Genomic DNA, 20,993 nt, shown 5'->3' with positions numbered 1-20,993 from the left:
GTTTTAATTAACGGTTGTAGAATTCAACGATTAATTGTTCGTTAATATCTGTTAAGAATTCATTTCTTTCTGGATATCTAGCGAATACGCCAACACCATTTTCATCAACAGATACATAGTCAACACGAGCGAATTGAGCTTCTTTAGCAGCTTTAACGATAACTAAGTTCTTGCTCTTTTCTCTTAATTCAATTTTTTGACCTGGAACTAATCTGTATGATGGAATATCAACTTTTTTACCATCAACTAAGATATGACCGTGGTTAACTAATTGTCTAGCTTGAGCACGAGTACTTGCGAAACCTAAACGATAAACGATGTTATCAAGTCTTGCTTCGAGTAACTTTAAGAAGTTTTCACCGTGTTTACCTTGAAGTTTGCCAGCTTCTTTAAATGTTTTAACTAATTGTTTTTCAGAAACACCGTAAGTAAAGCGAACCTTTTGCTTTTCTTGTAATTGGCTACCGTAGTCAGATAATTTTGCACGGCGTTGACCGTGTTGTCCTGGTGCATAAGGTCTTTTCTTTAATTCTTTACCACTTTCTGAAATTGAATAGCCTAAACGTCTAGCAATTTTCCAAGTTGGTCCTGTATAACGTGACATTTGATTTTCCTCCTTTTAATATTTTGGGGCAAAATCACCATCTTTTGTACTATATAATCCACTTGAAATCCTTTCACTTTAAAGCAGATAAAGCTACTTAGATCATCCTAAAGATGAAGGGATATTTATAATATAAAAAATAGCCTGCTTTTGACCGCTTATTTATTTTATATGAAACATATATAAATGTCAATATAATTATACATAATTAGCTAAAAATATATATAAATATATATGTATATTCATAAAAGAAACAAATTATGTAAGATTTTCATTTAGAATTCGGCCTATAATGATATAATAAACTCGGTGATATCATGAAAGACATGTTTTTATTACGTTTTGGAGATTTAGTATTAAAAGGTAAAAATAAACCAACCTTTATCAATCAAGTCCGACGTATATTAAAAGAAAAATTAAAAGGTTTAAATGTTGAATATGAATTTCAACATGATCGTATTATTATTCATACAGAAAAAGATGAAAGAGATAAAGTTATAAAATCATTAAACTATGTCAGTGGATTACACTCATATTCAATGATTTATCGAACAACAAACCAAATAGATGAAATTGCAAAGCTTGCTAAAGAAGTTATTTTAAGCGAATCTAAAAAACCTGGTTCAATGAAAATTGAAACCAAGCGTGCAGATAAAAGATTTCCGATGACCTCATTAGAAATATCTCAAGCTGTAAGTAAAATCATTTTACCCGAATTACAAGGATTTACAGTAGATGTTAAAAATCCAGAATACAAATTAGAAATTGAAGTACGTCATGATGGTGCTTATATTTTTATGAGTAAAGTACCTTTACTTGGTGGATTTCCAATTGGATTAAATGGTAAAGGATTAGTTATGTTGTCTGGTGGTATTGATTCACCTGTAGCGGCATATTTAATGATGAAACAAGGGGTTGAAGTTGAATTATTCCATTTTGAATCAACACCATTAACACCATTGGAATCTGTTCAAAAAGTTATTGATATATCTAAAAAATTAGCACATTTTATGCCGAAGAATACAATCAAATTACATCTTGTACCATTCATTCATATTCATGAAACGATTCTTTCTAAAGTAAGTGATCCATATATTATTACAATCATGCGCCGCATGATGTATCGATTGGCAGAACGCTATGCTTTAAGTCATAATATTTTAGCACTCGTTAATGGTGAATCTGTTGGACAAGTAGCAAGCCAGACATTAGATTCAATTCGTGTTGTTGAAAATGTGACAAATATTCCAATTTTAAGACCTGTAATTACTGATGATAAAAATAGAATCATCGATATATCTAAAAAAATAGATACATTTGATATTTCAATACGTCCTTTTAGTGATTGTTGTGCGGTTTATGTACCAAAAAATCCTATCACACATCCAAAACTTGAAAAATGTTTAGAAGAAGAACAAAAGTTTGATTTTGAACCATTATTAAAAGAAGCATTAGAGGGCATTGAAACTCTTTATATAAAACCAGATACAGAGTTAATAATTGCTGACTTTGGATTTGAAGTGAAGGATGCAATTGAAAATTATAAGAATAGTCAAAAATAGGGTGTAAGTATATGATTGAATCAAAAGATAATTTAAGATTCAAAAATTGGATGAAACTAAAACAAAAAAAATATAGAGATGAACAAGGTCTTTACTTAGTCTTTGGTGATAAGTTTATCCAAATGGCTAAAGAAACAAACGTTTTAGATGAAGTTGTAACATCAAACCCAAACAAAGAAGGTATTTTGATTTCAGAAAAATTAATGAAAGAGTTAAATTTTACTGAAACCCCTTTTGATGTGATGGGGATATGTAAAAAAATTCAACCAGAAATTACATCCAATTATATTCTTGCATTAGATGATATTCAAAATCCGGATAACTTGGGTGCATTGTTAAGAAGCGCTTTAGCATTTGGATTTCATGAAGTGATTTTAAGTCATAAAACAGCAGATTTATATAATGATAAAACACTTAGAGCAGCTCAAGGAGCACATTTTAAATTAAATGTAATAAGAACATCTCTTTATGAAAAATTAATTGATTTAAAAAATAAAGGATATCGATTACTTGGTGCAGACGCTCATGAGTCTAAAGTGAATAATAAATCTGTAGAAAAAATCGTCTTAATACTTGGTAATGAGGGACAAGGATTATCTCATTTGACGAAAACAATTGTTGATGATTTTGTACATATTCCTATGCAAGGTACAGAAAGTCTTAATGTATCTATTGCAGGAAGTATATTAATGTATGAATGGAGTAAGAAATGGCATTAACCATTACAACTTTCATTGACTATGAAAATGAAATCAAAGATCAATTTAAGATACCTGAAACATTAAAACTAGAAAAAATAGCGGTTAGAAGATTAAATCAAAAACCGCTTTTTGAATTAGACTTAGATACATTAAATGAGTTTTATAAAAAAGTAAGTCAGTTTAATGTAGTATTATATGACCCTTTATTACCAAATTATAATTTATCAGTTCAAACAGAAGTTGATGATTTTGATTCAAAATTCCAAAAAGTATTGGAAATAGCAAAAAAACTAAAGACAAATGTTTTAGTTTATGATTTACCTACAACAAAATCATATGAGACCGATAAAACACTTATCATAGAACAAATTAAAAATCATTTAAAACTAGCTAAAAAATCTAAAGTAACGTTAGTTATTCGTCCACAAGATAATTATCAAACACATGATTATCGAGACATTTTAGAAACTATTCATGATGACAAATTAAAAATTATTTTTGATCCGTTATATTTATATCAAAAAGAAGAAGCTGCAATTGCTTATATTAGAATACTTAGAAATTATATTGGTATTTTTATAGTTGATGATAAAGATCCTATCGCACCTCGTTTTATTACAACAAGTGGATTTATTCCATTAAAAGATTTATTCAAGAGATTTAAAACCAATAAATTTGATGGAATTATATGTTTAAATAGTTCATTAATGGATATGTTGTATCAAGCAAAAAATTATAAAAAATTAGAATTAATGCTAAGCAAGAAAAAACGTCATGAAGTTAAAATTTTAAATAGCTATTTAATTGAATATGAAATTGTTGATACAATCCATATAATTAAAGAACAACTCAAACTATTAAATATCGAATTTATGAAAAAATAGAGGTATATCCATGTTCAATCAAGAAAATTTAGCTTTAAAAATGATGATTCAAAGACTGAATTTAAATCAGGATATTATCAACCATTTACATTTAAAAGAAGATACTTTTTTTAAAATCGAAAAAAAAGAAGACGAATATTACTTAACATATTCTAAACACAATGATTTATTTGTAGGGTTAAGAATTATCAAAGAGCATATAAAAAGAAAAAGTTTTTCTATTGAAATAAATAAAAAAATTGATGATTTAACATTGATGGTTGATTGTTCAAGAAATGCTGTTTATAAGGTAGAAACTATTCAAGAACTTATCATGGATATGGCTTTACTTGGTTATGATTCATTACAACTTTATACAGAAGATACCTTTTTAATGGAAGATGAACCATATTTTGGTTATTTAAGAGGAGCATATTCTAAAGAGGAATTAAAGTCTATTGTAGGGTTTGCCAAAATGTTTGGTATTAAGGTTGTACCTTGTATTCAAACACTGGCACATTTAAATGGTATTACTCGATATCCAATGTATCAAAATATCATTGATACACAAGATATTTTGTTAGTTGATGAACCAAAAACTTATGTATTCATTGAAAAAATGATTAAAACCATGAGGGATATTTTTGAAGTTGATATCATCAACATTGGTATGGATGAAGCATATATGCTTGGGCGTGGAAAATATCTAGATCAACACGGTTACAAAGACCGATTTAGTGTGATGATGAGTCATTTAAAGAAAGTTATCGATATTTGTAAACAATATAACTTTAATCCGATGATGTGGTCAGATATGTTCTTTAGAATGGCGAGAACACAATATTATGATGATTTAACATTACCAGAAGAACTTATTCAAAAAATACCAGAAGGTGTTTCATTAATTTATTGGGACTACTATAATACAAACCAATCTCATTATGAGAAAATGATTGATAAACATCTTCAATTTAATAAAAAATTAATATTTGCAGGTGGTTTTTGGAAGTGGATTGGGTTTACACCAGATAATCGTTTTTCATTGCTTTCAAATGTAGCACAATTAAAAGCATGCATCAATAAAAACATTAAAGAAGTTATCATGACTGCTTGGGGAGATAATGGTGCTGAAAGTTCATTATTCTCAATCTTACCATCTTTAACATTTACTGGTATGGCTAAATATGGATACTTCGACATAGAAGATATTAAAAAAGCCTTTAAAGCGGCATTTGATGTCAATTTCGATGATTTTATGAAAATTGATTTAGCTAATCAAGTTAATGATAATCCACTTGATAAAAATTCATTTAATAAAAACTTTTTATATAATGATCCATTGCTTGGTTTAATGGATACAATCGTTGATGATTCATATGCTTTAATTTATGAAAAGCATACAAATGTTTTAAAGAAAATTACTCCAAAAATGAAACGATTTAAATGTTTATTTTTAACACAATATTGTTTGGTAGATTTAATTCAATTTAAAGTTGATATTGGTGTAAAACTAAGAACACATTATCAAAATCAACAAATTGATAAACTTAAAGAAGATTTAAAGACATTAAAACTTATATTAAAGAAGATAAATCTATTCTATGAAGCATTTAAAACTCAATGGCATCATGAGTCTAAAGTGTTTGGATTTGAAATTCAAGATTTAAGAATTGGTGGCATTATTCAAAGAATTCAACTTACAATTCAAAAGGTAAATGATTATATCACCAAAAATAAAAAAATAGATGAATTAGAAATTCATCTACTTGATTATTATGGTAAAGGATTAGAACATCAAAAGATTAAAAATATTATTGAATATCGTTATAAACCGATTGTTTCAGTAAATGTTAATGTATAATTATTCTTCCTCTAACTCGAATAAAGGAAATGCTTTTGGTAAAGTTGGATAAAGTTTTGTTGTAAACATTATACCATCTAAATGATCGTATTCATGTTGGAATACAATAGCAGGATATCCTTTTAAAGTTGTGTGAATTGGTTCAACTTGATCTGTTTCTAAATTAAGGATGAACCCTTTAACTTCAATTTGGAAATATCTTGGTGTAAGTCCGTTAGTTTCTCTATCAACAGATAAACAGCCTTCTCCACCAGGTAAATAAGTTGTTTCAGCTGAATGCTTAACAATCACGGGATTAATGAAAACATAAGAATATAGTTTGTCATCAAAATCATGGACATGTATTGCAAACATACGTTTTAATACATTAACTTGTACAGCAGCTAATCCAACAGATGGTCTTAATTTATATTTTCTTACCATCGCTTCATCTTGTGAGTTTTTGACATATTCCATAAGATCATGTGCTAAATTTATTTCCGCTTTAGTCATTGGAAATTGAATTGGTTCTGATACTTTTGTTAATGAAGGATGGCCTTCTCTAATGATATGTCTCATTAAAATCATAGTTAACACCTCGTAAATATTATAACATGGAAGTAAAAATATATGAGATTAGATAAAGTATTATCAAACTTAAAATATGGATCACGTAAAGATGTGAAAAATATGATAAAAAATGGTGCTGTTTTAGTAAACGGAAAAGCCATTTTTGATGCTGATTATAAGATTGATATAAACTGTGATAAAATAACTCTTAATGGTAAAGAAATATACCTAAAAGAGCATGTATATTTAGCATTTTATAAGCCGAAAGGATTTTTATCAAGTCATAAAGATGAAATACATCCATCGCTATTTAAATTCATTAAAGAACCTTATAATCGATATGATTTAAAGATAGCAGGAAGATTAGATCATGATGCTGAAGGTTTAATGATTTTAACAAACGATGGTTCATTTATTCATGAAATTGTAAGTCCAAATCGACATGTTCAAAAAACATATGAAATACTTATTGATAAAGCATTTAAATTAAGTGATAAAAATAAACTTTTAGAAGGTGTTGAAATTACATTGCCTGATAGTTCAATACACTTTACGAAAGCACTTGATCTAATATTTGATGAAAATATCGTTAAAATGACAATCGATGAAGGAAAATTTCATCAAGTTAAAAAGATGATGAAATCTGTAGGGTATGAAGTATTAAATCTTAAACGCATACAAATTGGCAATCTAAAGTTAAATTTAAAAGAAGGAGCTTATCAAGAGATTGATAAAGCAGATGTACTCGGGTGATTTTTTATGACAATTGAAAGAATGGCATTTATTGTGACATACAAAGGAAAAGAAGTTCCTAAAAAGTTAGAACAAATGGATGTAAATTTAGCTTATGTTTCAAAACGTATGGGATATTCTATCGTATATTACGATAAACATAAGGGAGAAAAATTATTATTAAAAGAATTAAAGAATATTAAGGGATTTATTGGTGTTGAAGCATCTAAATTTTTTAACGATGAAGCAAATATTGTCAAGTGTCAAGAAAAAATACTTGACACCGAAGAAAAATATGATACAATAAATGAGGACTTAAAATAGTAAAGGAGAAATCATTATGGCAGTAAAATTACGTTTACAACGTTTCGGTAACCACAAAAGACCATTTTACAGAATTGTTGCTGCTGATTCAAAAGCACCAAGAGATGGTAAATTCTTAGAAATCTTAGGAACTTATGAGCCATTACAAGGTGTTGTTAATGTTAACAGCGAGAAAGTTGAAAAATGGTTAGGCAACGGTGCAATTCCAACAGACACTGTTAAAAGCTTATTAAAAAAATATAATGTTTTAAGCAAATAATAAAATTTGATATAAAGGGGGCAAAAACATGGCAGTAGATTTTGAAAATTTAGTCAAACAAATTGTTTCGCCATTAGTCACTACCCCTGATGATGTTCATGTAAAAACATTGTCTGATGAAGATGGACTTGTTCACATTCAATTGCTTGTTTCTGAAAACGATCTTGGTCGTGTCATTGGAAAAGGCGGTAAAATTGCATCTGCAATTCGTACCATTATGTATGCTGGAGCATCTAAAGAAGGCAAAAAAATACATTTAGATATTGACTCATATTAAGGATCATCATGCTTTATTTAATTGGTAAAATTATGAATACACATGGCATCAAAGGGGAACTCAAAGTCACATCCTCTACAGATTTTAATCGCTTCAAGAAGCAAGAAGTTGTTTATGTAGATAATCAACCTTATACGATTAAAACTGTAAGAAAGCAAAAAGAAATTTATATTATAAGTTTTGAAACTTTGAATACACTCAACGATGTATTGTTTTTAAAGGGTAAAGAAATTTATACAGATCAAGAACCTAAGCTTAATGAAGACGAATTTCATTTACCTAAGCTAATTGGGCTTGATGTTAAATTGTTAGATGGAACACTTATCGGTGTTGTTGAAAGCGTAGAAGCTTTGCCCCAAGGATATTACTTAAGAATTAAAAAACTTAATCAACATCGAACCATCTTAATACCATTTTTGAAGGTGTTTGTAAAAAGTGTTGATGATGCCATTTATATTGATCCAATTGAGGGGTTAATCGAATGAAAATTGATATTATCACCATTTTTCCAAACTTCTTCAATGAATTTTTAACAACATCCAAGATAAAGCACGCAATTGAGGATGGAAGAGTTGAAATTAATATTCATGATTTAAGAGATTATACACCACTTAAAGGTGGTAAAATCGATGACACACCGTATGGTGGTGGTGCAGGAATGTTAATGATATTTCAACCATTTTACAACATCCTTAATAAGTTAAGAACAAAAGATTCTTATACAGTTTTATTATCTCCACAAGGCCGTGTTTATAATCAACAAATTGCTACACAATGGTCAAGAGAAATCAAGCATTTGATTTTAATTTGTGGACATTATGAAGGTATAGATGAAAGAGTTCACCACTTTATTGACGAAGAAATTTCCATAGGTGATTATGTGTTAACTGGTGGTGAAATACCCGCAATGATTATTGCTGATAGTATTACAAGATTATTACCGGGTGTAATCAATGAGGCATCTTACATAGAGGATACACATCAACAGGGTTTATTAAAGTACCCACAATATACCAAACCTATGGAATATGAAGGGTATCGTGTACCAGAGGTTTTATTATCAGGCCATCATGAAAATATTCGTAAATGGCGATTATACATGAGCCTTAAAAAAACATATATCAAAAGACCTGATTTAATAGAAAAAAAGGTTCTTAATCAAGAAGAACAAAAGATTTTAGATCAAATTAAAAAAGAATTAGAAACCAAATAAATTACAAACTGGTCCACTATCTATAAGGTATGAACAGTTGAAGATAAGGAGAGTCGTTTATGTCAAAATTAAAAGGTCAAGCATTAATTGCTGATATTACATCTAAATTCTTACAAGAACGCCCAGATTTCAGACCTGGGGATACTGTTAAAGTATACGTTAAAATTGTTGAAGGTAACAAACAAAGAATCCAATTATTCGAAGGTTTAGTTATCAAACGTCAAGGTGGCGGAATTTCAGAAACATTTACAGTTCGTAAAATTTCAAATGGTGTAGGTGTTGAAAGAACATTCCCATTACATGCACCAACAATTGATCGAATTGAAGTTTCACGTCAAGGTCAAGTACGTCGTGCTAAACTTAACTACATCCGTAACCTTTCAGCAAAAGCATCAAGAATTAAAGAACGTCAAGACGTTTAATGATGAAAACCAGATTCATTTCTGGTTTTCTTTTTTTATTTTTAATAAATGCATTCAAATTATGAAAAATTTTCATATTTTTTCATTTAGTATTGTAAGCACTTTCAAACTATGTTATAATAACCTCAAATAAGGGGTGATATTATGAGTAATGCAACAATTTATGATGTTGCTGGTGCAGCTGGGGTATCCTTAGCTACAGTCTCAAGAGTTTTAAACTCACCAGAAAAAGTTAAAGAAGAAACACGTCAACGTGTATTAAAAGTTATCAAAGAGTTAGGGTACCGTCCAAACGTTATCGCTCGAGGGCTCGCTTCAAGAAAAACAACAACAGTTGGTGTTGTTATTTCGGATGTTACTCGCGCGAGCGTTGCTCAAATGTTAAGTGGTATTTTAGATATTGCTAATAAATATAATTATTCAATTAAATTATTTTCTATTCCAGAAGGTGCTGATGTATTAGATGCACTTCAAAATATTGTCGCAGAACAAGTTGATGGGGTCTTATATCTCAATGATGAATTAAGCGATAGAGATGTTGAATTAGTTAAAAAAATGTTTACAGATAACAATATCCCGTTTGTTTTTGCTAACGTTGCAACATCAGATCCAATTGTTCCCACAGTATCTATTGATTATGTCAAAGCTGGATATGAGATTACAAAATTATTAATTGATCAAGGTTGTAAAGATATTTACTTATTATCAACAGCACGTCGATATAGTGTAAATGATAAAAAAGAAGAAGGCTATACCAAAGCAATGCTTGATGCAGGTTTAGAACCTAAAATATTTAGAACAAGTGGTGATACTGCGATTAATAAACCACACTTTGAAACATTCTTTGCGAATGTTAACGTTGATGGTGCAATTGCAGTCAGAGATTCTATTGCGGTATCTTTCTTAAATATTGCAATCAATAATGGTAAAGTTGTACCTCAAAATTTAAAAGTAGCAGGTTTCCAAAACACACGATATGCCGCATTATCTCGTCCGGGCTTGACATCTATTGATATTCCCGTGTATGATATAGGTGCGGTTTCAATGAGACTTCTAACAAAACTCATGCAATCAAAAGATGTTGAAAATACAAGAATTATTCTTCCACATCATATTTTCAAGAGAGAATCAATTTAATCCATCGATGAAGTTGTCTTAAGTAGGGATTAACAACTAAGATAGAAATCTGGTGGTTCGTGCAAACCAGAAGTTAATGTTAAACCGAAATACACCAATGGAGATGAATGACAATAAATGAGTGCATAGTATTTTACTATGAACTAAGGTGGTACCACGGATTTTTATTCGTCCTTAGGCTTTTTGTAAAGCTTAAGGATTTTTTATTATAAGAAAGGATGATAACGATGACATTATATGAATCATTATTATGGAGAGGCATGATTAAAGATGTCTCCAATGAAGACTTAGCAAAAAATCACTTAAATGAAAACTCAATTAAATTTTATGTAGGATATGATCCAACGGGTCAATCATTAACTGTTGGACACTTAGTTCAAATTATGCGCATGAAGTACTTAGAGAAACATGGACATAAACCAGTTGTACTTATTGGTGGGGCAACAGGTTTAATTGGAGATCCGAAAGAAACACAAGAAAGAAAATTATTAACGTTAGAAGAATCATTGAGAAACGCACAAAAAATTGAAAACCAAATTAGAAAATTATTACCAGATGCACAATTTGTTAATAACTATGATTGGATTTCAAAAGTAGATTTAATTTCATTTTTAAGAGATTATGGGAAGCATTTTAATGTATCATATATGATTGCTAAAGATACAGTTCAAAAGCGCTTAGCAGAAGGTATTAGTTATACAGAATTCTCATATATGATTTTACAGTCAATGGACTGGGTACATCTTTATAAAAATGAAAATGTAAAAATTCAATTTGGTGGTTCTGACCAATGGGGAAATATTACATCTGGTTTAGAACTTATGAGAAAAGTTGTTGGTGAACATGATGCCGTTGGCTTATCAAGTCCATTATTATTAAAAGCAGATGGGACAAAGTTCGGTAAGAGCGAAAGTGGTGCATTATGGCTTGATGAAAACCTAACGACACCATATGAAATGTATCAATATTTCTTAAATACAAGTGATAATGATTTAGAAAACTATCTAAAATTATTAACATTGCTTGAAAAAGATGAAATTGTTGATTTATTAGATAAGACAAAAGCTCAACCAGAATTACGAATTGGTCAAAAACGTTTAGCAGAAGAAGTTGTACGTTTTGTACACGGTGAAGAAAAGTTAAAAGAAGCTTTAGCTGTGACTGAAGCACTCTTTAATGGAGATTTTTCAAGTTTAAGTGAAAATGCATATTTAATGCTTTCAAAAACTTTAGATACTGTTGAATTATCTAAAGAAACATTAGTGATGGATGCCTTAAAAGAGACAAAATTAGCATCAAGTAACCGTGAAGTTCGTGAATTTATGCAAGCAAATGCTGTTTTTGTTAATGGAGAAGTCGTAACTGATACACAAATTCAATTAAAAGATGTTAAAATAATGTATGAAAAATATATTATATTAAGAAGAGGAAAAAAGAAGTACGCATTAGTAATTCTTAAAGATTAAATTTATGGACATTCTTTTATATAATCCTTTATCAAGCAGAGGAAAAAACATTAAGGTTGCAGAAAAATTAAAGAAAAAATTAGAAAAGAAAGGGCATGAAGTAAAGGTTGTTGACCTACTTCAAATCGAAAACGTTCATGCCTTTCTTTCAAACTATAAAGAAACTGACAGGATGATTATTCTCGGTGGTGATGGTACAATGCACCGCATCATCAATTCAATTGATATTCAAGAAGTTGTACCTCAAATATTCATGTATAAAGCAGGATCTGGTAATGACTTTTTAAGAAGTATTAAATCCAAAACAAAGTTGGTCGATGTAAAATCTTATTTAATGAATTTACCAATTCTAACTTTAGAACATGAAACACGCAAAGTTTTAAATGGTGCTGGTATTGGTTTAGATGGACTAGTAGCTTATCGAGTTAATGAATCTAAAGCATTAAAAAATAAATCAAACTATTTTAAAAATTCTGTGAAATCATTTTTCCAATTTAAACCACAAAAGGTTAAAGTCATAATTGATGGAAACGAAATGACATACAATAAAGTATATTTCGTATCATCGATGTATTCATCTTATTTTGGTGGCGGCATGAAGATTGCCCCTAAGAAAAAAAGAGAAGATCAAATGTTACAATTAGTTGTTGTAAAAGATATACCGAAGTGGTTATTACTTATCATGTTTCCAACAATTTATATAGGTTGGCATCGCTTTTTAAAACCATATGTTAAAATCTTTAATGGTAAACGTATTAAAGTAGAATTAAGTGAAGGTTCGTACTTACAAGTTGATGGAGAAACACAATATCCAATTTCATCATATGAATTAAAAATTGATTAAAGCACTTTTAAATAAGTGCTTTTTATTTGTTTATATAAAAAAAGGTACCTAACTCCAAATAGGTACCTTTTAAGAAGGGAAGAAATATTATTTTTGACGTAAAAGTCCTATACGATTTAGAACTTTAGTCATTTTTCTTTTTGCAATAAATTGAGCCTTTTCACGACCTTGATTAAGAATTTCATCGAGTTCATTTGATTTAATGAGTTCATAATAACGTGTTTGGATTTTTTCAATAGTTGATCCAACAATTTCTGCTAAATCCTCTTTAAATTTTTGATAACTTGTTTCATTTTCATATTTTTTGACGATATCTTCAATAGATGAATCAGTTAAACTTGCATAAATTGTTAATAGATTTGATATACCTGGTTTATTTTTTTCATCAAAATAAATTTTAGCTTCATTATCTGTAACAGCACTTCGAATCTTATTTTTAATTTGATTGATGTTATCTAATAAAAGAATATAAGCTTTTTCAGACTCGCTTTCAGATTTACTCATTTTCTTAGTGGGTTCTTGTAAAGATTTAATACGAGCACCAACTTTTGGAGTATAAGCTTTTGGAACAACAAATGTCTCACCATATAGTGAATTAAATCTTTCTGCTAATGTACGTGTAAGTTCTAAGTGTTGAACTTGGTCATCACCAACAGGAACGATATCTGCATCATAAAGTAAGATATCTGCAGCCATTAATGCAGGATAAGTTAAAAGCGATGTACGAACACCATCTTTGAGTTGTTTTTGTTTTTTCTCTTTATATTGTGTCATACGTTCCATTTCACCAATATAAGCAGTAGATTCCATAATGTAACCTAATAATGGATGTTCTAAAACCTCAGATTGAATAAAAAGATTTACACGATTTGGATCAAGACCGCATGCGATATACATCGCTGCAATATCACGAACACGCTTCTTTAATTGTTGTTTATCTTGTGGGGTTGTTATGGCGTGTAGATCTGCAACGAAAATAAAAAACTCAGCATCCTTTAATTCATTTTGAAGATTTACAAATTGTTTAATTGCACCAATGTAATTACCTAATGTTAAATCCCCTGTTGGTTTAATTCCTGAAACTAATCGCATAAAATCATCCTTTCTTGAAAATAAAAAGTCCCTAACTTTGATAAACAAAGTTAAGGACGAATTTTAATTAATCCGCGGTGCCACCTTAATTCTATAGAAAACTCTATAGCGCTTTTGATGAACTTATGAAACTCAAAGGGCCCATTCACTAAGTTCTATTCTTACTTTTCACCAACCAGTAAGTCTCTCTTAATAGAAGTTTTAGTTACTATTTCCTTATCAACGTTTCACTCATTATTATAGTGGATTCATATAAATTATGCAAGGAATTACTTTAATACATCTTCTAATTGATCAAGTAATTCATTCATACGTTTAACAACAGCTAAGAATGTGTCCTTATTTGTTAAATCGGCTCCAGCCACTTTAGCTTGATCGACTGGATACATTGAACCACCTAATTTTAACATCTTAATGTAGTTATCGAAGGCATCTTTTTGATTGTTCTTAACGTTGTCATAAATTTTTAATGAAGCACTAAATGATGTTGCATATTGATAAACATAAAATGGTGTTTGGAATAAGTGTGGAATATACGCCCATACATATTGCTTACCAGGTTCTTTGGTTATGTCTAAACCATAATAATGTTGATATAAATCAATCATGATTTGAGATAATGCTTGATCATTAATTGGTTTTCCTTCTTGAACTAATTTATTTGCTTCATATTCATATGTTGCAAATAATGTTTGACGGTAGAAGGTTGAATGAATGTTATCAATTGCAGTTGTTAATAATACAATTTTTTCTTCTTTAGTCTTAGCTTTTTTAACTAAATGATCGAGTAATGCATGTTCATTGAAAGTAGAAGCAATTTCAGCTACGAAAATTGTGTAATCTGAAATAGCCATTGGTTGAGCTTCATCTGAGAAAATTGAATGAGCGCTATGACCAGCTTCATGAGCAAGTGTAAACACTGAGTCTAATGTATCGTTATGGTTTAATAGGATAAACGGATGATGTCCATAAAAACTTGATGAATATGCTCCTGTACGTTTTCCATCTTGTGGATATGCATCAACAAATCCATCTTCAACTGCACGATATTGATTTTTCTTAAATTCTTCTGGGAAAGAAGCAATTGATTCTAAGAATAATTGTTTAGCTTCTTCATAAGGATATTTTTTATCGCTTTTCGCTAAAGGAATAAAGCGATCATATGTATGATATTCTTTTAGACCTAAAGCTTTTTTGCGGATTTCAATATAACGTTTTAATGGTTCTGTATTTTCATATGCAACTTCCATTAAGTTTGTATAAACACTTGTTGGAATATTGTTTCCAAATAATGCAGCATCTAATGCAGATTCATAATTTCTATTTTTACAATGAGCACTTAATTGTTGTAATACTAAGTTATATGTATTAGCAAATGCACTCTTATTTTCTGCATAACGTTTATATAAAGTTTTAAAGATTAATTCACGATCTTGAGCGGTTTTAGCTTCCTCAAGTAAAGCTCTAAATTGAGCTTGTGTAACTAATACTTCTTTACCGTCTGATAATGTGACTTTTTCATCTTGACGATCAATAACAGCTAATGATTGATAAAGATTTGTTGGAATTGAACGAATGACACCAAAATTTGATAATAATTTTTCTTTATCTTCAGATAAAACGTGTGATTGATTTCTAAATAATTTTTCATATGGGAATTTATAAGGTTTTAAAAGTTCATCTTTTTCTAAAAAATCAAAAACCTTAGCTTCTCCAAGTGATAAAATTTCAGGTGCGATGTAACTTGTTTTACTTGATAACTCATTTAATGCAAGAAGTAATTTTTGTTTTCTACTCATGTTTTCAGTGTTTTTTAAGTTTAAGTCACTAGAAAGACTTGCATATGGATAGAGTTTATAAAGTAAGTTGGTTGTCTCTTCATCGAATACATGGTAGGCTTTAAAAGTATCAAAATCACCTAATTTACCTTTGAAAGTTTCAAAAGTATCAATGCGTGATTTAAATAGTTCGAAGTCTTTTTCCCATGCCTCATCAGATTCATAAAATACATTTAAGTTCCATTTAGACATAATTAAATCCCTCTCTTACTATAAATTGTAATTATTATAACAACAAATTGGTAAATTGAAAAGAAAAAAGGGTAAAACATACCATATTCTTTAAATGAATACGTTTTCATTACATCAAAATTATGCAATTTTTAATGTTCTATTGTAAATCATTTGACAAAACGGTATAATAAAAATGGACAATAAATCCCGCAAGGGTTATTGTTTTTTAAGAGGGGGTAGACATGTTATGATCACAATTTATACGACACCCAGCTGTTCTTCATGTCGTAAAGCTAAAAAATGGCTAGATGAGCATAAAGTCCCATACGAAGAGAAAAATCTTTTCAATCATCGTATTACAGAAGAAGACATTGAGTTAATGTTAAAACATGCAGAAAATGGTTTTGATGACATTATTTCAACACGCTCAAAAGTCTTCAAAGAAGAAGAATTAGATGTTGAAGATATGTCTGTTTCCGAATTAAAAAACTTTATTATTCAAAACCCATCTGTATTAAAAAGACCAATTATTGTGGATTCAAAGAGAATGCAAGTTGGTTATAACGATGAAGAAATTCGAGTGTTTATTCCAAAAAAATTAAGAGAAATGATTATGCGTGAGAATTCAGAAGAAGATTTTGCGCATTATCAAGAAACATTAAATCGATATTTTAAAGCCATTGAAGATGGCGAAATTTCAGAAGAAGATGAAGAATAGTCCTTATGGACTATTTTTTTGTAAAAAAAATAGGCATAGAGCCTATTTGTTTAAAATACACATAAGTGCACGTTCAGATTTTCTAAGTGTTGGCGTTTGAGTAATATGATTTTTTTGTAAAAACTCATACCAAACTTTTAATCCCTCTTCATAGTGATCTACTTCATACTCAATTTCATAGTCCCTTTGACCACAATACTCACATAAATCAAAGAATAATGTACCACGTTCATAAGGTGTTTTAGCTCGATAATTGTCTAAAGAAGTTTTAAATGTAACAAAGTAATCGAATTCTTCAAAATAATCTTTTGTGTTAAAACCATGTTTAATCATATGTTCTGCTTCATCTTTTGTTAGGAAAACATGAAACTCATATGCTTCTTGTTCATGTTGACTTTTTAAAGTAAGTTTAAAACTATGAGGACCTTTTGAACGAATTCTTAATACTGTTTTTCTTTGATTTAAATCTAAGTTGTCAGTATCAAAATAATAATTTGTTTGCTTGAAAACATTATTCTCTAAATCAAAATCAGAAAGTAATTTGTGGTAAGTTTCTTCGGAGATTCTTGTTTTGAATTCAATTTCAATATTCTTATTCATTGCATTATGATTCATATCATATACCTCTTTAAAGATTATATCACAAACACCACAATTTCAAACTGTTTGAGCAATAATTGTCTCGTAAACGTTTACACTTACATTTTCTCTTTCAATTTATAATTGATGTGATAAAATAGTAATGGAAGAAAACCAAATATAATCGAGGAGGAAACAAATATGGCTATTAAAGTAGCAATTAACGGATTTGGTCGTATCGGAAGACTCGCATTCAGATTAATGTGGGGAAATCCTACATTTGATATCGTGGCAATTAACGACTTAACTGATGCTGAATCATTAGCATACCTTTTAAAGTATGATACAGCACAAGGTGGTTTTAAAGGTCACGATGTATCATTCAACGGAGATAAATTAGTAGTTGATGGTAAAGAAATTACTATTTATGCTCAAAAAGATCCTGCAACATTACCATGGGGACAACTTGGTGTTGATGTTGTATTAGAATCAACAGGATTATTCACTTCAGCTGAAAAAGCTCAAGCTCACATCACAGCTGGTGCTAAGAAAGTAGTTATTTCAGCTCCTGCAACAGGTGATGATATTAAGACTATCGTTTTCAATGTTAACGATAATGTTTTAGACGGTTCTGAAACAATCATTTCAGGTGCTTCATGTACAACAAACGCTTTAGCTCCAGTTGCTAAAGTATTACATGAAAACTTCGGTATCGTTCAAGGGTTCATGACAACAGTTCATGCTTACACAAACGATCAATCATTAATGGACCAACCACATAAGAAAGGTATTTACTCAAGAAGAGGACGTGCAGCTGCTGCATCAATCATCCCTTCATCAACTGGTGCTGCTAAAGCAATCGGTTTAGTATTGCCTGAATTAAAAGGAAAATTAGATGGTACAGCTTTACGTGTTCCAACTATTACAGGTTCAATCATCGACTTAACAGTAGAATTACAAAAAGAAGTTACTGTTGAAGAAGTTAATGCTGCATTCAAAAAAGCTGCTAACGAAACATTATTATACACAGAAGATCCAATTGTTTCAGCAGACGTAATCGGAACACATTATGGTTCAATCTTTGATGCAAATACAACTCAAATCTTAAAAACAAATCCTAAGTTCGTTAAAGTTATGTCATGGTATGATAACGAAATGTCATATACTGCACAATTAGTAAGAACTATGGAAAAATTCGCTAAATTAATTAAGTAAGCTGAATTTAATTAAATCGATACAGGCTTTTTATAAAGCCTGTATTTTTTTTCGATTAAGTGCATGTTTTATGGTAAACTATTAGTTAGATTATAAACAATGGAGACAATATGAAAAAAACATTTAAAATCATTCTGAATACCATATATGCAGTCGTTGTGTTATATTTGAGTTTATTTATAATTATATCTTTAGCTATGCCAGGAAAAACAACTAAATATTTAGGTTTTGGTTGGTATAAGGTTGCAAGTGGTTCAATGGAACCAATGATTATGACAGAAGATGTTATCGTTGCATATAAAGTATTAAATCCATATGAATTAAAAGATGGTGATGTCATATTATTTGAAACATATATCTATGTTAATGGTTCTTATCAAAGAAAGATAGTTACACATCATTTTTCTCATATTACTGAAGAAGGATATGTCATTACATATCCACATCGAGAATTTGAAAAAAATAAAGAAGATAGAATTTATGATCATTTTAAGATGAATGATAATGAAGAATATCACGTAACAATTAATGATATTATTGGTAAACTTTGGTTTATTTTACCTTAAGGATGATAAAAATGAATTGGTATCAATTTATTGAAAAAGAAAGTAAGCAATCATACTTTGAAGGTATGATGAATAAAATATATTATGATATGCAAAGTCAAACAGTGTATCCTCCAAAAGATAAATGGTTTGAAGCATTTCGATTAACGCCTATTGAAAATGTCAAAGTTGTCATTTTAGGTCAAGATCCATATCATGGCGAAAATGAAGCACATGGATTAGCTTTTAGTGTGCTTGTTGATAAACGTCCACCATCACTTCAAAACATTTTTATTGAATTAAAAAATGATTTAGATATTATAAGAACAAATAATAATTTAACTTCATGGGCAAAAGAAGGGGTTTTATTATTAAATACTCAACTTACTGTTATTAAAGATAAACCAAACTCACACAAAGGTATTGGATGGGAAATATTTACAGAACATGTAATTTCATTTTTAGATAAATTAGATCAACCAATTTGTTTCATTCTTTGGGGAAATAATGCTAAAAGTTATAAAAATTTGATTAATAATGAAAAACATTTTGTCATAGAATCTTCACATCCATCACCATTTTCTGCAAGAGTAGATTTTTTTAATTCAAAACCATTTAGTCGTGCAAACGAGTACTTAATCAGAAACAATGTTAAACCAATTGATTGGTCAAAGTAAATATAAAAAGGATGTGATAAAATGCATAAACAAATAAGAAGATTAACACTTGCAGCAACATTAACAGCATTATCGGTTGTTATTGATGTTTTATTTAAGCAATTTGTCCCAGCGGATATGAAAAATATATTTGGACTTCCTTTTTATGCAATGCCTTTAATCATAGGTAGCATGTTATTAGGACCAATTTATGGCGTTTTAATGGCTATAACAGCGGACTTTTTAGCAGTATTAGCAGCTGGTGATGCCTATTTACCATTGTTTGTAATAGCAGCTATATGGTGGGGATTTTTGCCAGGTATTATCAACAAAAATTTTAAATCATTCTATATGATGTTAGTCACAGTATTAATTGCTCATTTACTTGCAACAATTAGTAATTCTCTTGCAATTTTAGCTTATGGATTTGCTGAAGGAGAAGTTTTATTTTGGACAACATTAGTTAAAGTGGGATTAATTCCAGTAAATACGTTTATTCTATCATTTATTGTTTATCAAATTAATTTAAGATTAGAACCGATGTATTTAGATTTTACAATTAAAACATACAAAACAAAAAAGGTTAACTCACGTTAACCTTTTCTTTCATTTAAGACTCATCTTGTGGAACAAAATTATATACAAATACAGCAAGTAAGCTTCCAACTGTTGGACCTAAAATGAATATCCAAAGTTGTTCTAAAGGTTTACCAAATTCGATTAATGCAGGAGCAAGAGAACGAATTGGATTTAAAGAAGCATTTGTTACTGGACCTGCAACTAAAATTAAAAGTGATAAAGTAATCCCAATAATTAATCCTGCGAACTTTTCTAATTCCTGTTTACTTTGAACCATTAATATTACAAAAATAAAGAAAAATGTTACAAGAATCTCAGTGAATAAACCAATAAATATTGAGATAGACTCTGATGAACTCAAAGCGCTCACTTGATTAGATCCGAGACTATTTCGATCATGGGTTATGACATATACAGCTAATATACCAAAAATTCCCCCAACAAATTGAGCAAGGATGTAATGTAAAAACTCATTCCATGTTATTTTTTTCTTTACAGCCATTGCTAAACTAACTACAGGATTAAAATGACTTCCTGATAAATGACCAATCGTATAACTCATTACAACAACTGTAGTACCAAATGCTAATGCGGTTGTTAATAAATTACCGCTTAGTACTGCAACTGTACATCCAATAAATATCAATGCGAATGTACCAAGAATTTCCCCAAAATATAACTTTTTCAAGTTTATCTATCCCCCTTTTACACCATCATTATAACATGAGTATTTTGAATTTTATTTTAGCAGGAAGCTTCGTTATACATGGTATAATAAAAACT

General features: G+C 29.7%; 25 protein-coding genes and 1 other annotated feature. Of the genes, 19 read left to right on the top strand and 6 right to left on the bottom strand.

Features of this window, described 5'->3' with window-relative positions; translation table 11 throughout:
- Nucleotides 1-7: 7 nt before the first annotated feature.
- Nucleotides 8-604 (bottom strand): 30S ribosomal protein S4, encoded by a 597-nt coding sequence (gene rpsD / locus T434_RS0103565; RefSeq protein WP_026399933.1) that lies wholly within the window; start codon nucleotides 602-604, stop codon nucleotides 8-10.
- Between the two features lie 317 nt (nucleotides 605-921).
- On the opposite strand from rpsD, the gene thiI reads away from it, so the two are divergent.
- The 4 genes from thiI to T434_RS0103545 are packed head-to-tail and all read left to right on the top strand — an operon-like array spanning nucleotide 922 to nucleotide 5,591.
- A complete protein-coding gene (gene thiI / locus T434_RS06820; protein WP_035358268.1) occupies nucleotides 922-2,166 on the top strand; it encodes a tRNA uracil 4-sulfurtransferase ThiI in 1,245 nt (414 codons plus the stop codon).
- A gap of 11 nt (nucleotides 2,167-2,177) precedes the next feature.
- The gene (locus T434_RS0103555; RefSeq protein ID WP_026399932.1) at nucleotides 2,178-2,885 is read left to right on the top strand and encodes a TrmH family RNA methyltransferase; all 708 of its coding nucleotides are present in this window, start codon (nucleotides 2,178-2,180) and stop codon (nucleotides 2,883-2,885) included.
- Nucleotides 2,876-3,751: a sugar phosphate isomerase/epimerase family protein gene (locus tag T434_RS0103550; protein ID WP_026399931.1), complete on the top strand. Its 876-nt coding sequence runs from the start codon at nucleotides 2,876-2,878 to the stop codon at nucleotides 3,749-3,751. Before T434_RS0103555 ends, T434_RS0103550 begins: the two co-directional genes overlap by 10 nt.
- Nucleotides 3,752-3,761: 10 nt before the next feature.
- Entirely contained in the window at nucleotides 3,762-5,591 is a 1,830-nt protein-coding gene (locus tag T434_RS0103545; RefSeq protein WP_026399930.1) for a beta-N-acetylhexosaminidase, read from the top strand.
- On the opposite strand, the gene def is transcribed toward T434_RS0103545, so the two are convergent.
- Nucleotides 5,592-6,158 (bottom strand): peptide deformylase, encoded by a 567-nt coding sequence (gene def, locus T434_RS0103540; RefSeq protein ID WP_026399929.1) that lies wholly within the window; start codon nucleotides 6,156-6,158, stop codon nucleotides 5,592-5,594.
- Nucleotides 6,159-6,200: 42 nt separating this feature from the next.
- On the opposite strand from def, the gene T434_RS06815 reads away from it, so the two are divergent.
- From T434_RS06815 to T434_RS0103495, 10 genes are all read left to right on the top strand, one after another.
- Complete coding sequence (locus tag T434_RS06815) at nucleotides 6,201-6,893, top strand: pseudouridine synthase (protein ID WP_162150684.1); 693 nt, start codon at nucleotides 6,201-6,203, stop codon at nucleotides 6,891-6,893.
- 6 nt (nucleotides 6,894-6,899) lie between these two features.
- Nucleotides 6,900-7,196, top strand: a complete 297-nt coding sequence (locus T434_RS07900) for a hypothetical protein (RefSeq protein ID WP_162150683.1) — start codon at nucleotides 6,900-6,902, stop codon at nucleotides 7,194-7,196.
- A gap of 16 nt (nucleotides 7,197-7,212) precedes the next feature.
- Nucleotides 7,213-7,455: a 30S ribosomal protein S16 gene (gene rpsP / locus T434_RS0103530; RefSeq protein WP_026399928.1), complete on the top strand. Its 243-nt coding sequence runs from the start codon at nucleotides 7,213-7,215 to the stop codon at nucleotides 7,453-7,455.
- A gap of 28 nt (nucleotides 7,456-7,483) precedes the next feature.
- Complete coding sequence (locus T434_RS0103525; RefSeq protein WP_026399927.1) at nucleotides 7,484-7,732, top strand: KH domain-containing protein; 249 nt, start codon at nucleotides 7,484-7,486, stop codon at nucleotides 7,730-7,732.
- An 8-nt stretch (nucleotides 7,733-7,740) separates the two neighbouring features.
- On the top strand, nucleotides 7,741-8,217 hold the full coding sequence (gene rimM / locus T434_RS06810; RefSeq protein WP_162150682.1) for a ribosome maturation factor RimM: 477 nt from the start codon (nucleotides 7,741-7,743) through the stop codon (nucleotides 8,215-8,217).
- Nucleotides 8,214-8,945 (top strand): tRNA (guanosine(37)-N1)-methyltransferase TrmD, encoded by a 732-nt coding sequence (gene trmD, locus T434_RS0103515; protein WP_026399926.1) that lies wholly within the window; start codon nucleotides 8,214-8,216, stop codon nucleotides 8,943-8,945. Before rimM ends, trmD begins: the two co-directional genes overlap by 4 nt.
- Nucleotides 8,946-9,004: 59 nt before the next feature.
- Nucleotides 9,005-9,367 carry a 50S ribosomal protein L19 gene (gene rplS, locus T434_RS0103510; protein WP_026399925.1) on the top strand — a complete coding sequence of 121 codons (363 nt, stop codon included), beginning with the start codon at nucleotides 9,005-9,007 and terminating at the stop codon, nucleotides 9,365-9,367.
- A 144-nt stretch (nucleotides 9,368-9,511) separates the two neighbouring features.
- Nucleotides 9,512-10,504: a LacI family DNA-binding transcriptional regulator gene (locus T434_RS0103505; RefSeq protein ID WP_026399924.1), complete on the top strand. Its 993-nt coding sequence runs from the start codon at nucleotides 9,512-9,514 to the stop codon at nucleotides 10,502-10,504.
- A gap of 227 nt (nucleotides 10,505-10,731) precedes the next feature.
- The gene (tyrS, locus tag T434_RS0103500) at nucleotides 10,732-11,970 is read left to right on the top strand and encodes a tyrosine--tRNA ligase (protein ID WP_026399923.1); all 1,239 of its coding nucleotides are present in this window, start codon (nucleotides 10,732-10,734) and stop codon (nucleotides 11,968-11,970) included.
- Between the two features lie 4 nt (nucleotides 11,971-11,974).
- Nucleotides 11,975-12,814 carry a diacylglycerol/lipid kinase family protein gene (locus tag T434_RS0103495; RefSeq protein ID WP_026399922.1) on the top strand — a complete coding sequence of 280 codons (840 nt, stop codon included), beginning with the start codon at nucleotides 11,975-11,977 and terminating at the stop codon, nucleotides 12,812-12,814.
- Nucleotides 12,815-12,901: 87 nt separating this feature from the next.
- On the opposite strand, the gene trpS is transcribed toward T434_RS0103495, so the two are convergent.
- The gene (gene trpS / locus T434_RS0103490; RefSeq protein ID WP_035358266.1) at nucleotides 12,902-13,906 is read right to left on the bottom strand and encodes a tryptophan--tRNA ligase; all 1,005 of its coding nucleotides are present in this window, start codon (nucleotides 13,904-13,906) and stop codon (nucleotides 12,902-12,904) included.
- A 49-nt stretch (nucleotides 13,907-13,955) separates the two neighbouring features.
- Nucleotides 13,956-14,138, bottom strand: a binding site (T-box leader).
- Nucleotides 14,139-14,175: 37 nt separating this feature from the next.
- Nucleotides 14,176-15,936, bottom strand: a complete 1,761-nt coding sequence (gene pepF / locus T434_RS0103485) for an oligoendopeptidase F (protein WP_035358262.1) — start codon at nucleotides 15,934-15,936, stop codon at nucleotides 14,176-14,178.
- Nucleotides 15,937-16,165: 229 nt separating this feature from the next.
- On the opposite strand from pepF, the gene spx reads away from it, so the two are divergent.
- Complete coding sequence (gene spx / locus T434_RS0103480; protein WP_026399919.1) at nucleotides 16,166-16,636, top strand: transcriptional regulator Spx; 471 nt, start codon at nucleotides 16,166-16,168, stop codon at nucleotides 16,634-16,636.
- Between the two features lie 42 nt (nucleotides 16,637-16,678).
- Here spx and T434_RS0103475 read toward each other — a convergent pair whose 3' ends face one another.
- Nucleotides 16,679-17,251, bottom strand: coding sequence for a CYTH domain-containing protein (locus T434_RS0103475; protein WP_026399918.1), 573 nt, complete (start codon nucleotides 17,249-17,251; stop codon nucleotides 16,679-16,681).
- 165 nt (nucleotides 17,252-17,416) lie between these two features.
- Between T434_RS0103475 and gap the strand changes: the two genes are divergently transcribed.
- The 4 genes from gap (at nucleotide 17,417) to T434_RS0103455 (ending at nucleotide 20,228) form a co-directional block, all read left to right on the top strand.
- A complete protein-coding gene (gap, locus tag T434_RS0103470; RefSeq protein ID WP_026399917.1) occupies nucleotides 17,417-18,430 on the top strand; it encodes a type I glyceraldehyde-3-phosphate dehydrogenase in 1,014 nt (337 codons plus the stop codon).
- A gap of 110 nt (nucleotides 18,431-18,540) precedes the next feature.
- Nucleotides 18,541-18,996 (top strand): S24/S26 family peptidase, encoded by a 456-nt coding sequence (locus tag T434_RS0103465; protein WP_026399916.1) that lies wholly within the window; start codon nucleotides 18,541-18,543, stop codon nucleotides 18,994-18,996.
- Between the two features lie 11 nt (nucleotides 18,997-19,007).
- A complete protein-coding gene (locus tag T434_RS0103460; RefSeq protein ID WP_026399915.1) occupies nucleotides 19,008-19,652 on the top strand; it encodes a uracil-DNA glycosylase in 645 nt (214 codons plus the stop codon).
- A gap of 21 nt (nucleotides 19,653-19,673) precedes the next feature.
- The gene (locus tag T434_RS0103455; protein WP_026399914.1) at nucleotides 19,674-20,228 is read left to right on the top strand and encodes an ECF transporter S component; all 555 of its coding nucleotides are present in this window, start codon (nucleotides 19,674-19,676) and stop codon (nucleotides 20,226-20,228) included.
- A 13-nt stretch (nucleotides 20,229-20,241) separates the two neighbouring features.
- Here T434_RS0103455 and T434_RS0103450 read toward each other — a convergent pair whose 3' ends face one another.
- Complete coding sequence (locus tag T434_RS0103450) at nucleotides 20,242-20,898, bottom strand: MIP/aquaporin family protein (RefSeq protein WP_026399913.1); 657 nt, start codon at nucleotides 20,896-20,898, stop codon at nucleotides 20,242-20,244.
- Nucleotides 20,899-20,993: the final 95 nt, after the last annotated feature.

Origin of the sequence: Acholeplasma equifetale ATCC 29724 (assembly GCF_000687735.1) — a bacterium.
GTDB lineage: Bacteria > Bacillota_I > Bacilli_A > Acholeplasmatales > Acholeplasmataceae > Acholeplasma > Acholeplasma equifetale.
Note: the sequence above shows the minus strand (reverse complement) of the source record. Positions and strands in the feature narration are given on the sequence as shown.

Bases quoted from the DNA above. Each gene is read 5' to 3' on its own strand.
- rpsD (WP_026399933.1), bottom strand. From the start codon at position 604: ATGTCACGTTATACAGGACCAACTTGGAAAATTGCTAGACGTTTAGGC.
- thiI (WP_035358268.1), top strand. From the start codon at position 922: ATGAAAGACATGTTTTTATTACGTTTTGGAGATTTAGTATTAAAAGGT.
- T434_RS0103555 (WP_026399932.1), top strand. From the start codon at position 2,178: ATGATTGAATCAAAAGATAATTTAAGATTCAAAAATTGGATGAAACTA.
- T434_RS0103550 (WP_026399931.1), top strand. From the start codon at position 2,876: ATGGCATTAACCATTACAACTTTCATTGACTATGAAAATGAAATCAAA.
- T434_RS0103545 (WP_026399930.1), top strand. From the start codon at position 3,762: ATGTTCAATCAAGAAAATTTAGCTTTAAAAATGATGATTCAAAGACTG.
- def (WP_026399929.1), bottom strand. From the start codon at position 6,158: ATGATTTTAATGAGACATATCATTAGAGAAGGCCATCCTTCATTAACA.
- T434_RS06815 (WP_162150684.1), top strand. From the start codon at position 6,201: ATGAGATTAGATAAAGTATTATCAAACTTAAAATATGGATCACGTAAA.
- T434_RS07900 (WP_162150683.1), top strand. From the start codon at position 6,900: ATGACAATTGAAAGAATGGCATTTATTGTGACATACAAAGGAAAAGAA.
- rpsP (WP_026399928.1), top strand. From the start codon at position 7,213: ATGGCAGTAAAATTACGTTTACAACGTTTCGGTAACCACAAAAGACCA.
- T434_RS0103525 (WP_026399927.1), top strand. From the start codon at position 7,484: ATGGCAGTAGATTTTGAAAATTTAGTCAAACAAATTGTTTCGCCATTA.
- rimM (WP_162150682.1), top strand. From the start codon at position 7,741: ATGCTTTATTTAATTGGTAAAATTATGAATACACATGGCATCAAAGGG.
- trmD (WP_026399926.1), top strand. From the start codon at position 8,214: ATGAAAATTGATATTATCACCATTTTTCCAAACTTCTTCAATGAATTT.
- rplS (WP_026399925.1), top strand. From the start codon at position 9,005: ATGTCAAAATTAAAAGGTCAAGCATTAATTGCTGATATTACATCTAAA.
- T434_RS0103505 (WP_026399924.1), top strand. From the start codon at position 9,512: ATGAGTAATGCAACAATTTATGATGTTGCTGGTGCAGCTGGGGTATCC.
- tyrS (WP_026399923.1), top strand. From the start codon at position 10,732: ATGACATTATATGAATCATTATTATGGAGAGGCATGATTAAAGATGTC.
- T434_RS0103495 (WP_026399922.1), top strand. From the start codon at position 11,975: ATGGACATTCTTTTATATAATCCTTTATCAAGCAGAGGAAAAAACATT.
- trpS (WP_035358266.1), bottom strand. From the start codon at position 13,906: ATGCGATTAGTTTCAGGAATTAAACCAACAGGGGATTTAACATTAGGT.
- pepF (WP_035358262.1), bottom strand. From the start codon at position 15,936: ATGTCTAAATGGAACTTAAATGTATTTTATGAATCTGATGAGGCATGG.
- spx (WP_026399919.1), top strand. From the start codon at position 16,166: ATGATCACAATTTATACGACACCCAGCTGTTCTTCATGTCGTAAAGCT.
- T434_RS0103475 (WP_026399918.1), bottom strand. From the start codon at position 17,251: ATGAATCATAATGCAATGAATAAGAATATTGAAATTGAATTCAAAACA.
- gap (WP_026399917.1), top strand. From the start codon at position 17,417: ATGGCTATTAAAGTAGCAATTAACGGATTTGGTCGTATCGGAAGACTC.
- T434_RS0103465 (WP_026399916.1), top strand. From the start codon at position 18,541: ATGAAAAAAACATTTAAAATCATTCTGAATACCATATATGCAGTCGTT.
- T434_RS0103460 (WP_026399915.1), top strand. From the start codon at position 19,008: ATGAATTGGTATCAATTTATTGAAAAAGAAAGTAAGCAATCATACTTT.
- T434_RS0103455 (WP_026399914.1), top strand. From the start codon at position 19,674: ATGCATAAACAAATAAGAAGATTAACACTTGCAGCAACATTAACAGCA.